This window comes from Streptosporangium sp. H16 (assembly GCF_051918855.1).
Lineage (GTDB): Bacteria > Actinomycetota > Actinomycetes > Streptosporangiales > Streptosporangiaceae > Streptosporangium.
In genome coordinates this window covers 120,518-132,706 of sequence record NZ_JBPXMD010000023.1, presented here as the reverse complement: position 1 = coordinate 132,706, position 12,189 = coordinate 120,518, and the positions used below count along the sequence as shown (strand labels likewise).

The 12,189-nt window shown below is 70.5% G+C and carries 5 protein-coding genes; 1 reads left to right on the top strand and 4 read right to left on the bottom strand.

All coding sequences use genetic code 11. The annotated features are described in order from the left end of the window. Window positions 1-125: 125 nt before the first annotated feature. The 4 genes from ACTOQ2_RS31650 to ACTOQ2_RS31635 all read right to left on the bottom strand — a co-directional run bounded on the left by ACTOQ2_RS31650 (window position 126) and on the right by ACTOQ2_RS31635 (window position 5,882). Entirely contained in the window at window positions 126-1,247 is a 1,122-nt protein-coding gene (locus tag ACTOQ2_RS31650) for a substrate-binding domain-containing protein (protein WP_440104489.1), read from the bottom strand. A 66-nt stretch (window positions 1,248-1,313) separates the two neighbouring features. After that, window positions 1,314-2,612, bottom strand: coding sequence for a multiple monosaccharide ABC transporter permease (mmsB, locus tag ACTOQ2_RS31645; RefSeq protein WP_440104488.1), 1,299 nt, complete (start codon window positions 2,610-2,612; stop codon window positions 1,314-1,316). Then, window positions 2,609-4,156, bottom strand: a complete 1,548-nt coding sequence (mmsA, locus tag ACTOQ2_RS31640; protein ID WP_440104486.1) for a multiple monosaccharide ABC transporter ATP-binding protein — start codon at window positions 4,154-4,156, stop codon at window positions 2,609-2,611. The genes mmsB and mmsA overlap by 4 nt, the downstream gene beginning before the upstream one ends. 712 nt (window positions 4,157-4,868) lie before the next feature. Continuing rightward, window positions 4,869-5,882 carry a LacI family DNA-binding transcriptional regulator gene (locus ACTOQ2_RS31635; protein WP_440104484.1) on the bottom strand — a complete coding sequence of 338 codons (1,014 nt, stop codon included), beginning with the start codon at window positions 5,880-5,882 and terminating at the stop codon, window positions 4,869-4,871. A 528-nt stretch (window positions 5,883-6,410) separates the two neighbouring features. On the opposite strand from ACTOQ2_RS31635, the gene ACTOQ2_RS31630 reads away from it, so the two are divergent. After that, complete coding sequence (locus ACTOQ2_RS31630) at window positions 6,411-12,116, top strand: GH92 family glycosyl hydrolase (protein ID WP_440104483.1); 5,706 nt, start codon at window positions 6,411-6,413, stop codon at window positions 12,114-12,116. Window positions 12,117-12,189: the final 73 nt, after the last annotated feature.

Below are 12,189 nucleotides of genomic sequence, written 5' to 3'. Positions count from 1 at the left end.
AAACGCTTGTGGAGGTGACGTAAGACCACCGCTCGCGGTGGCAGACGCCGATGAAGCAGGAAGCCTTCGGGGTGCCGCATGAGCGGCACCTGCGAGAATCCCCGACCCTCAGGCCGGGGAGCACGTCAATTCGTGAGCGGGGCCAGCTTGGGGTCGTTGGCGTACGCCTCCACGACGTTCTCCTTGGTCACGATCAGCGGCTCGAGCAGGTACGACGGGACGACCTTCACCCCGTTGTCGTACGACTTGGTGTCGTTGACCTGGGGGGCCTTGCCGGCCTGCAGGTCCTTGGCCATCTGGATGGTCTGCTTGACCAGCTCGCGGGTGTCCTTGTTGATCGTCGAGTACTGCTCACCGGCCACGATCGACTTGACCGACTCGACCTCGGAGTCCTGGCCGGTCACCACGGGCAGGTCCTTGCCGGCACCCTTGACCGAGGTGATGATGGCGCGGGCCAGCGTGTCGTTGGGGGAGAGCACCCCGTCCAGGGTCTTGCTGCTGTAGGTGGAGGTCAGCAGCGAGTCCATGCGACGCTGGGCGTTCTCGGCCTTCCAGCCGTCGGTGGCGGTCTGCTTGACGTCGGTCTGGCCGGAGCCGACCACCACGCTGCCGTCGTCGATCTTCGGCTTCAGCACGTCCATCGCGCCGTCGAAGAAGACCGCCGAGTTGTTGTCGTCCGACGAGCCGGAGAACAGCTCGATGGTGTAGGGGCCGTCGGCCTTCTTCGCCTTCATGCCGTCCAGCAGGGCCTGGCCCTGGAGCTGGCCGACCTTGAAGTTGTCGTAGGCGATGTAGTAGTCGACCGCGTCGGTGTTCTTGATGAGCCGGTCGTAGGCGATGACGGTCGCGCCGGCCGCCTTGGCGGCCTCCACCTGGGTGCTCAGCTGCGCGGCGTCGGTCGCGCCGATGACGATGACCTTGGCGCCCTTGGTGACCATGGCCGAGATCTGCGCCTGCTGGTCGGCGACGGTGGTGGAGGAGCCGGCGTACTGGACGTCGGACTTGAAGCCGGCCTCCTTCAGGCCGTCGGTGAACAGGCCACCGGCCAGGACCCAGTTCTCCGAGGTCTTCGACGGCAGCGCGACGCCGATCAGCGAGTCGGCGGGGAAGCCCTTCGCGGCCTCGCTGGAGCCTGCGGAGGCGCCCGTACCGCCGGCGGGGGTCTGCGAACGCTCGGAGGCGCAGGCGGTGAGGGACAGAAGCGCGATGGCCCCGGCCGCCACGCCCCTGACGAGGATATTGCGCATTTTCAGAGGTGCCCTTCTTCAAAGGAGGACGGGGCGGAGGTCTCCCGCCCCGCCGACGGTGGCCGGTTAGCCGGCCACCGGACTCTTGCCGTGTTCCTGGTCCGCCTCGGCGCCGGACGCCGGGCCGGTCGGTGTCTCCCGGCGGAACGGGCGCGTCAGCGATCCGAGGACCGAGAAGCGCCCCTGCTTCTTGTTGTAGACGTCGAGCGCGACGGCGAGCAGCAGGACCAGGCCCTTGATGATCTGCACCCGGTCGGAGCCCACGCCCATCAGCTGCAGGCCGTTGTTGAGCACGGCCATGACGAGGCCGCCGACGATGGATCCGCTGATCGTGCCCAGGCCGCCGGAGACCGCCGCGCCGCCGATGAAGACGGCGGCGATCGCGTCCAGCTCCCAGCCGATGCCGTCCTGCGGCCCTGAGGCGGCCGAACGGGCAACGAAGATCATGCCGGCCAGTGCCGCCAGGACCGACATGTTCATCATCACCAGGAAGTTGACCCGCCTGAGCTTGACGCCGGACAGCTCGGCGGCCCTGGCGTTGCCGCCGACCGCGTAGATGTGTCGGCCGCCCGCCGTGTTACGGGTGATGAACGCGTAGATCACGACCAGGACGCCGAGGATGATCCCGGAGATCGGGAAGCTGGTCCCGATCCGGCCGCCGGCGAACTGCAGGCTCGCGAACACCACCACGACGACCGGGACGGCGACCCGGATCGCCGAGATCCACATCGGGGCGACGTCGGCCCCCATCTCCCGCCGGGTCTGGCGGGCCCTCCACTCCCGGACCACGATCGCCACGCAGACGACCAGGCCGAGCAGGAGCGTGAGGTTGTTGTACCCGGTGTCCGGGCCGACCTCCGGCAGGAAGCCGGCACCGATGACCCTGAACCCCTCGGGCACCGGGATGGTGTCGGCGTTGCCGATGTACTGGTTGCCGCCCCGGAACAACATCATGCTGGCCAGGGTGACGATGAAGGCCGGCACCCCGACGTAGGCCACCCAGAAGCCCTGCCAGGTGCCGATGAGGACACCGACCGCCAGGCCGATCAGAATGGCGAGGAACCACGGCACCGAGTAGTCCTGCATGACCTTCGCGACCACGATGCCGACGAACGCGGCGATCGAGCCGACGGAGAGGTCGATGTGCCCGGCGACGATGACCATCAGCATCCCGATGGCCAGGATCAGGATGTACGAGTACTGGCTCACCAGCGAGATGAGGTTGCCGGAGTTCAGCGTCAGGCCGTCGGTCAGGACCTGGAACAGCAGGACGATCGCCACCAGCGTGAAGATCATCCCGAACTGCCGGGCGTTGGAGGTCGTCCCTCCGAACAGGGACTTCTGGAGTTCTTTCACACGGCTCATGGTCGGCGTGCCTTCTTCGCTGAGGTCATCTGCTTCATCAGGAGTTCGGGGTCGGCGTCTCGCCGGTCGATGTCGCCGGTGATGGTCCCCTCGAACACCGTGTAGATCCGGTCACAGAGGCCGATCAGCTCGGGGAGCTCCGAGGAGATGACGATGACGCCCTTCCCCTGGTCGGCGAGTCGCTGGATGATGCCGTAGATCTCGTATTTGGCGCCCACGTCGATGCCCCGGGTCGGCTCGTCGAGGATGAGCAGGTCGGGATCGGTGAACATCCACTTCGCCAGCACCACCTTCTGCTGGTTGCCGCCGGAGAGCTTGGTGACCCCCTCGTCGACGGTGGGGGCCTTGACCCGCAGGCTCGTCCGGTAGCCCTCGGCCGCCCGATGCTCCCGCACCGGGTCGACCACGCCGCGGGTGGAGACCTTGGACAGCTTGGCCGACACCATCGAGGTCTTGATGTCGTCGAGCAGGTTCAGGCCGATCGACTTGCGGTCCTCGCTGACGTACGCCAGGCCGTGCGCGATGGCGTCCGACACCGACTTCAACACGATCTCCCGGCCGTCCTTGAAGATCTTCCCGGAGACGTAGGTGCCGTACGAGCGGCCGAAGACGCTCATCGCCAGCTCGGTGCGCCCGGCGCCCATCAGGCCGGCGAACCCGACGATCTCGCCGCGGCGCACGGTGAAGCTGGAGTTCTTGACCACCAGGCGCTCGGCGGAGATCGGGTGCCGGACCGTCCAGTCGCGTACCTCGAAGAAGACCTCGCCGATCTCGGGAGTGTGGTCGGGGAAGCGGCTGTGCAGCTCACGGCCGACCATGCCCCGGACGATCCGGTCCTCGTCGACGCCGTCCGCCTTGACGCCGAGGGTCTCGATCGTCCGGCCGTCCCGCAGGATGGTGATGCTGTCGGCGATCTGCGCGATCTCGTTGAGCTTGTGGGAGATGATGATCGAGGTGATGCCCCGCTGCTTGAAGTCGCGGAGGAGGTCCAGCAGGTGCTGGGAGTCGGCCTCGTTCAGGGCGGCGGTGGGCTCGTCGAGGATGAGGAGCTTCACGTCCTTGGCGAACGCCTTCGCGATCTCCACGAGCTGCTGCTTGCCCACGCCGATGTCCTTGATCAGCGTGTCCGGGTCCTCTTCCAGGCCGACCCGGGCCATCAGCTCCAGGGCCTGGCGGTTGGCGGTCTTCCAGTTGATCACGCCGCCGCGGCCCGGTTCGTTGCCGAGGAAGATGTTCTCGGTGATGGACATGCCGGGCACCAGGGCGAGCTCCTGGTGGATGATCACGATGCCGGAGTTCTCGCTGGCCCGGATGTCGGAGAACCGGCTCTCCGCGCCCTGGTAGAGGATCTCGCCGGAGTAGGTGCCGTACGGATGGACCCCGCTGAGCACCTTCATCAGGGTGGACTTGCCGGCGCCGTTCTCCCCGGCGATCGCGTGGATCTCGCCGGCCCGCACCACCAGGTTGACGTCGGAGAGCGCCTTGACCCCGGGGAACTCCTTGGTGATCGAACGCATCTCCAGCAGGACGGGTGCGTCGCTCATGACCGGCCCGCCCGGGTCCGGGCCCGTGCCGGGCACGGCCTCGGAACGGCGACGTCGCCGTCTCTGGGCCGGCAGCGGGATCCCCGCGCGTCCGGCTGCAGGGGACCGCGCCAGGTCACCACCGACATGGTTACCTCCGGGAGGTTCGTCATCAGTTCGTTTGCCGTGCTGTGGCCTGAACCACGTCTTGCGGACAGGGGCTTTCCGCAAAATCTAAATTAATTCGTTCTTCGTATGACTCGCCGGTGAGCGGTGGCGTGTGCCGCCGCCCGGGTCGTACGTGGTCGCGTGCCGCGGTCGACCGCCGTCAGGGCGCGAGCCCGGCCGTCCCGTCGTGAGAGCCGGTGACGAGGTCCGCCGGGGGCGTCCGCCGCGGGTGCGGCCGTGCCCGAGCGCGGCTCCCGGCTAGACACGACGCCGTGGGAGGCAGAAGTCAATGATCATAACGATTCCGGTTCTCTCTGATCGGCCGTGACATCGTTGTCAGGCAGGCAGCGGGTAGAGACTCCACCCGCGTTACGGGCGTGTCAATCGACCCCCTCCCAATGTGGCCATTTTGTAACGTACTGTGACGCTAAGGGACTTTTGCCGCACATGATCCTTTGAGTGGTCCCCGGTCCGGCGGGCGCGACGCGTGCCGGGCCGCGGGCGACCGGCCGTGCCGGCGCGGTCGCTCCTCGCGGTCACCCGGCTCTGCGCCGCTCAGTGCGGCTCAGCGCGGCGGGAGGCCCCGCTCGACCAGCTCGGTGGGAAGCACCACGGTGCGTGGCCACGACCGGTCTCCCCCGATCCGCCGGAACAGCAGTTCGGCGGCGGTCCTGGCCAGCTCGCGGGTGTCGTAGGAGATCACCGTCAGCGGGTGCGGCACCAGGCTGGACATGTCGAAGTCGTCGAACCCGAGCACCGCGGCGTCGCTGCCGCGCCGGTGCAGCTCCTCGATCACGCCGAGGGTGATCCGGTTGTTCAGGCTGAAGAAGGCGGTCGGCGGATCCGGCCGGTCGAGCAGCTCGGAGACGACCCGGGCGGCCGCCGCCGGATCGCGGACGCCGTCACGGACCAGCCGGGTGTCGTACGGCGCGCCGGCCGGGGCCAGCGCGTCCTGCGCGCCGTCGAGCCGCTCGCGCATCGTGTAGACGCCGATCGAGTCGAGCAGGATGGCGATCCGCCGGTGGCCCGCCTCGACGAGCCGGCGCACCCCGGCCCGCGCGCCCCCGCGGTTGTCGAGCAGCACGGTGTCGGCGAGCAGCCCGCCGGCCGGCCGGTCGAGGAAGACCACCGGGGTGCCGAGCTCGACCTCGGCGCGCAGGAACGAGTGGTCGTCGCCGGCCGGCACCACGAGCAGCCCGTCGACGCGGCGGGCGCACAGGTCCCGCAGCAGTTGCCGCTCGCGTGCCGGATCCTCCTCGGAACTGGCGATGATGAGCATCGTGCCGTGTTGCCGGGCGACCTCGGCGGCGGCTCCCGCGATCGTCGCGTAGAACGGGTTGGCGATCTCCTCGATCAGCAGCCCGACCGTGGCGGTCGCCTGCCCCGAGCGCAGCGAGCTGGCCAGGTGGTTGCGGCGGAAGCCCAGCTCGGCCACGGCGGCGAGCACCCGCTCGACCAGCTCGGGCTGGACGTGCGGCGCGTTGTTCACGACCCGCGAGACGGTCTTCAGGCTCACTCCGGCCCGGGTCGCCACGTCCACCATGGTTGGCCGCCTCGTACGGCCGCCGTCACTGGTCATGCCACGAACCATACCGACACGCCGTCCGCCGTGGTGACAACGTTATCTGGCTTGCGGCCCTGGTCACCGCCGGGACGACCCCGCGGGAGGCCGGGCACGACCGGCGACCACGTACGCCGGCCACGGTGTCACCCCGCCCGGTCGGCCCCGCGGGGCGGCCCGGAGAACGCACGGTTTCCGGGAGGTTACCCGATCAGCTCTTGACAACGTTGTCTCGTAAGGGAAACGCTGGGCCGCGATCCACACCCGGGTTCGTCCCTCCGCGCACCTAACGTCCCCTCACGCCCCCGTTCATGTCCCCATGGAGCTTCCCGCATGGTCTGAGACCCATGTCCCGGCACCGATGACGGCACCGGCCCCGGCGCCCGCGACGGCGTGCGGCGGGCCGTCCCGCGTGCCCGGCGGGCGCACCCGCGCTCCGCCGCGGCCCATCGGCCGCGGCGGTTGCGGCGGCTGCGGCGGCTGTGGGTCTCGCCCCCCGGCGTTCGACGCTCTCGACACCCCCCAACGAGTCAAAAGGCACCCGCCATGTCGCATCCCCCCTTCGCCCGCATCCTGTCCCTGCGGCGGTTCGCCGCGACCGCGGCACTGCTGCTGCCGGTGTGGCTGCTCGTCGCCACACCGCCGGCGAGCGCCGCGGCCCCTCCCGGCGACTTCGGCTCCTCGTTCGAGGCGGCCGACCCGCAACCCGCGGCGAGCACCGTCGAGGCCGGTGCGAACGGCGAGCCGATCCAGGCGAACCTGAGCGGATCGAGCCCGGCCGGACTGCCCGGCAGCCTGCTCGGCCAGGTCGCCGCGGTGTCCGCGAGCGCTGAGAACCCGCCGAACGAGACCGCCGCGACCCTCAAGGACGGCAGCCCGTCGACCAAGTGGCTGGCGTTCGCCCGGACCGGCTGGGTGACCTACAAGCTGGCCAAGCCCGCGGTGGTGGTGCGCTACTCGCTCACCTCCGCGGACGACGCGCCGGGCCGCGACCCCAGGGACTTCACCGTGCAGGGGTCGAACGACGGCAGCACGTGGACCGACCTGGACAGGCGGACGGGGCAGAGCTTCGGCGGGCGGTTCGCCACCAACGTCTACGACGTCACCAACACGACCGCCTACGACCACTACCGGCTGGACGTCACCGCGAACTCCGGTGACTCGATCATCCAGCTCGCCGACTGGAACATCAGCGACGGCTCGGACGTCAGGCCGCCGGTCACCCCGATGGTCAGCGTCGTCGGCAGCGGTCCGGTCAGCGGCCACACCATGAAGCCGCGGGCCGGATTCACCGGGACGGCCTCGCTGCGCTACGCGGGCGGCGCCGAGGCGGCCGGCCGCTCGTACGCGACCAACAGGCTGTTCGACGTCGACATCCCGGTCGGGCCGAAGACCCGGCTGTCCTACAAGGTCTTCCCCGAGTTCACCGGTCAGGACGCCCGGTACCCGTCCACCCACGTCGCCGTCGACCTGCACTTCACCGACGGCAGCTACCTGAGCGGCCGCTCGCCCGTCGACCAGCACGGCTACCCGCTCACGGCCTCGGGGCAGGGTGCGTCGAAGGTGCTCTACGCCGACCAGTGGAACGCGGTGCGGTCCGAGATCGGGGCGGTCGCGAACGGCAAGACGATCGACCGGATCCTGCTCGCCTACGACGACCCCCAGGCGACCGCCTCGACCCGTTTCCAGGGCTGGCTCGACGACGTCACCCTGACGGGCGTTCCGGCGACGATCGACGGCTCCCGCCTGACAAATTACGTCGACACCCGGCGCGGGACCAACTCGACGGGCGGGTTCTCGCGCGGCAACAACCTGCCGATCACCGCGGTGCCGAACGGCTTCAACTTCTTCACGCCGGTCACCAACGCCGCGTCCAACTCGTGGGAGTACGACTACCAGCGGGGCAACAACGCGGCCAACCTGCCCATGCTGGAGGGGCTCGCGATCTCGCACGAGCCCAGCCCGTGGATGGGTGACCGCAACCAGATGTCGATCATGCCGGTACCGGCCGGCGGGCCGCTCACCGGGGCTCCCAGCGGCCGGGCGCTCGCCTTCAGCCACGACGACGAGATCGCGCGGCCGGACCTCTACCGGGTCACGCTGCAGAACGGCCTGGTCGCGGACATGACCGCCACCGACCACGGCGGGATCATGCGGTTCACCTTCCCGTCCGGGCAGGCCACAGGAAGCCTCGTCTTCCACAACGGCACGTTTACCATCGGCACGGACGGCACGTTCACCGGCTGGGTCGACAACGGAAGCGGCCTGTCGGCCGGGCGCAGCCGGATGTTCGTGTCCGGCACCTTCGACCGGGCGCCCGCGGCGTCCTCCGCCACGTCCGCCACCTTCGACACCTCCGCCGGGCGGCAGGTGACGCTGCGCATCGCGACGTCGTTCCTCTCCCTCGACCAGGCGCGCCGCAATCTCGACATGGAGGTCGCCGGCAGGAGCTTCGACCAGATCCACGCCGCCGCCACCGCGGCGTGGAAGGACCGGCTCGGCCGGGTCGAGGTGCGGGGCGCGACCGAGACGCAGCTGGTGACGCTCTACTCGAACCTGTACCGGCTGAACCTGTACCCGAACTCGCAGTCGGAGAACACCGGCACCGCCGCCGCCCCGCGCTGGCAGTACGCGAGCCCGGTGTCGGCGCCGACCGGCACGTCGACCGCCACCCAGACCGGCGCGAAGATCGTCGACGGGCAGATCTACGTCAACAACGGGTTCTGGGACACCTACCGCACCGTGTGGCCCGCGTACTCGCTGCTGTACCCGGACGTCGCGGCCAGGATCGCCGACGGGTTCGTCCAGCAGTACCGCGACGGCGGGTGGGTCGCCCGCTGGTCCTCGCCCGGCTACGCCGACCTGATGACCGGCACCAGCGCGAACGTCTCGCTGGCCCAGGCCTACCTCAACGGCGTCAAGCTGCCCGACCCGCTCGGCGCGTACGACTCGGCGGTCAAGGACGCGACCGTCGCGTCCGGGCGCGGCGAGGTCGGCCGCAAGGGCATCGAGGCCTCGCTGTTCCTCGGCTACACGCCGACCTCCACCGGCGAGTCGGTGTCGTGGGCGCTGGAGGGCTTCATCAACGACTACGGCCTGGGCAACATGGGCGCGGCCCTGGCCAAGGACCCGGCCACCCCGAAGGCGCGGCGCGACCGGCTCAAGGAGGAGTCGCAGTACTTCCTGCAGCGGGCCCGCAACTACGTCAACCTCTTCGACCCGAGCACGAAGTTCTTCCGGGGCCGCGACGCCGCCGGCAACTTCCTCGCCGCCGACCCGCTGGACTGGGGCGGCGTCTACACCGAGACCAACGGGTGGAACTTCGCCTTCACCGCGCAGCAGGACGGCCAGGGACTGGCCAACCTGCACGGCGGGCGGGCGGCGCTGCGGCAGAGGCTCGACCAGTTCTTCGCCACCCCGGAGAACGCCGACAGGCCCGGCGGGTACGGCGGCACGATCCACGAGATGCTCGAGGCGCGCGCGGTGCGGATGGGCCAGCTCGGCATGAGCAACCAGCCGTCACACCACATCCCATACATGTACAACTATGTCGGGGCACCGGCGAAGACGCAGGCGATCGTTCGGGAGATCCTGCGGCGCCTCTACGTCGGCGGCGAGATCGGCCAGGGCTACCTGGGCGACGAGGACAACGGCGAGATGTCGGCGTGGCACGTCCTCAGCTCGCTGGGCGTCTACCCGCTGCAGGCCGGTTCGTCCAACTGGGCCATCGGCTCGCCGCAGTTCACCCGGATGACCGTCCACCGCAAGAGCGGCGACATCGTCGTCAACGCGCCGGACAACAGCACGAGGAACGTCTACGTGCAGAGCGTGAAGGTCAACGGCAAGACGCAGCGAGAGGTGTCCATCGACGCCTCCCAGCTCGCCCGCGGCGGCACGATCGACTTCCGGATGGGCCCGAACCCGTCGTCCTGGGGCACCGGTGAGAACGACGCCCCGCCGTCCCTGACCAGGGGCGGAGCGGCGCCCAAGCCGTTGCAGGACACCACGGGACCCGGCCTCGGCACCGCGACCGCGAGCGGCGGGCAGGACGCGTCGAAGCTGTTCGACGACTCGTCGACCACGCAGATGACCTTCACCTCCGGCACGCCGCAGATCGGCTGGACCTTCCGCGGCGGCAGGCAGGCACCGGTGTACTACACCCTCACCTCCGGGGCGAGCACGGGCGCCCCGGCGGCCTCGGGGAACTCCGGGGCCTCCGGGGAACGGAAGGGGGCCCCGGCCTCCGGGGACCCGGTCTCCGGGGCGACCACGGGCGACCCGGCGGACTGGCGGCTGCAGGGCTCCAACGACGGGATCACCTGGACCACGGTCGACTCCCGCAAGGACGAGGTGTTCTCCTGGCGCAACCACACCCGGCCGTTCAAGATCGACCGCCCGGGGCGGTTCGCGCAGTTCCGCCTGGCCGTGACGAAGGCCGTCGGGGGCGCGCGGACGAACCTCGCCGAGATCGAACTGCTCGCCGGCGGCGACATCCAGCTCGGTGGCGGCGACGTCACGGTCACCCCCGCGAGCGGCGTGCACGCCACGTCCGGCGTCGAGGCGTCGGTGGCACTCGCCTCCGTCACCGGGGGCACCGCGAGCGGCTACCGGGCCACCGTCGACTGGGGCGACGGCTCACCGGTCACCGAGGGCACCCTGGCCCTGAGCTCGCGGAGCGTGTACGAGGTCAGCGGCTCGCACACCTACGCCAAGCCGGGCCACTACCAGGCGAGCGTCACGGTGACCGACGGCACCGGCCAGGGCTCGGGAACGGCCGGCGTCGAGGTGGCCTACGCGCCGGAGGCCGGACTCGCCGCGGCGTTCGACACCGTCTGCGTCGGCGACGAGGGCGTCCTCGCGGCGAACTGCGACGCCAAGTCGTGGGCGTACTCGCGGGCGGCCCTCGAGGCGGCCGGCGTGACCCAGGGCAAACGGCACGAGGTGCCCGGAACGGCACTGCGCTTCACGCTGCCGGCGGTCCAGGCCGGGCAACCGGACAACGCGACCGGCAACGGCAAGAAGATCGTGCTCAACCTGCCGGACGACGCGAGGAGCATCTCGTTCATCGGCGCCGGCACGCAGGGCGACCAGAGCACCACCGGCACGGCCACCTTCGACGACGGCGGCACGGCCGACATCCCGATCCAGATGAGCGACTGGACGCTGGGCGGCAACCCCGGCGGCACGCCGTCCTACGGCAACATCGTCGTCGCCAGGACCGCGTACCGGCTGCTCGGCACGAGCCGGGACAGCGCGCAGCCGTTCCTGTTCGCCACCGCGCCGTACCGGATCCCGGACGGCAGGAAGCTCGTGTCGGTGACCCTGCCGGCGCAGACCGGCGAGCCGGGCTCGGCGGGCAGGATCCACGTGTTCGCCGTCGCCGACGACGGCACGCCGGGCGCCGCGCTGGCGAGCACCGCCGCCAAGGACCAGAAGGCCGTCGCCGGGCAGGCCCTGTCGGCCGACCTCGGTTCGGTGACCGGTGGCGTCACCGGCTCGGCGGGCTACCGCGCCCGCGTCCAGTGGGGCGACGGCACGGTTCCCGCCGACGCCACGGTCGGCCCGTCCGGCGCGATGAGCGGGCAGCACACGTACGAGCGTGAGGGCACCTACACGGTGCACGTCACCGCGTGGGACACGCTGTCGAGCGTCACCACGACGTTCACCGTGACCGTGACGCGCGCCGGGGCGCAGCCGTCGATCTCGGTGTCGGCGTCCGCCCCCGTCACCGCAGGCGACCCGGTCACCGTCAAGGGCAGCGGGTTCGCCGCCGGCGAGCGGGTGACCGTCAGCCTCGGAGCGGGCCCGGCGGACGGCGCGACGGTCGTGGCCTCGGCGAAGGGAGAAGTCCAGGCGTCGATAACGGCGTCCGGCGACGCGCTGCCCGGCCGGTACGCCGTCACCGCCGTCGGCGCGTCCTCGGACACGGCGGCGACGGCGACCGTCCAGGTGACCGAGGAACCGGTGGCGCGCACGTACCGGCCGGACGTGCTGCTGTCGACCACCTCCGGGCCGCGCGGCACGGCGATCGTCGTCGACGGTTCCGGGTTCGCGCCGAACGAGGCGGTCACGATCGGCTTCGGCGACGGCCTCGCCTCCGCCACCGTGCGCGCGAACGGCGACGGTGTCGTCTCCGGCGAGACCGTCAGCGTGCCGGGGACGGCGAAGCCGGGTTCGACCGGCATCACGCTGGCCGGCGCCGGCTCGAAGACCCGGGTCGAGCTGACCTTCACGGTCACCGGCCAGAACTGAGACACCGAGGCCGCCGGTGGGCGGGCCGTATCCACGGCCCGCCCACCGGCGGCCGACCGGCGATGGCGGACGG

Excerpts from the sequence above, each read along its gene's own strand:
- ACTOQ2_RS31650 (WP_440104489.1), bottom strand. The coding sequence starts at position 1,247 with ATGCGCAATATCCTCGTCAGGGGCGTGGCGGCCGGGGCCATCGCGCTT.
- mmsB (WP_440104488.1), bottom strand. The coding sequence starts at position 2,612 with ATGAGCCGTGTGAAAGAACTCCAGAAGTCCCTGTTCGGAGGGACGACC.
- mmsA (WP_440104486.1), bottom strand. The coding sequence starts at position 4,156 with ATGAGCGACGCACCCGTCCTGCTGGAGATGCGTTCGATCACCAAGGAG.
- ACTOQ2_RS31635 (WP_440104484.1), bottom strand. The coding sequence starts at position 5,882 with ATGACCAGTGACGGCGGCCGTACGAGGCGGCCAACCATGGTGGACGTG.
- ACTOQ2_RS31630 (WP_440104483.1), top strand. The coding sequence starts at position 6,411 with ATGTCGCATCCCCCCTTCGCCCGCATCCTGTCCCTGCGGCGGTTCGCC.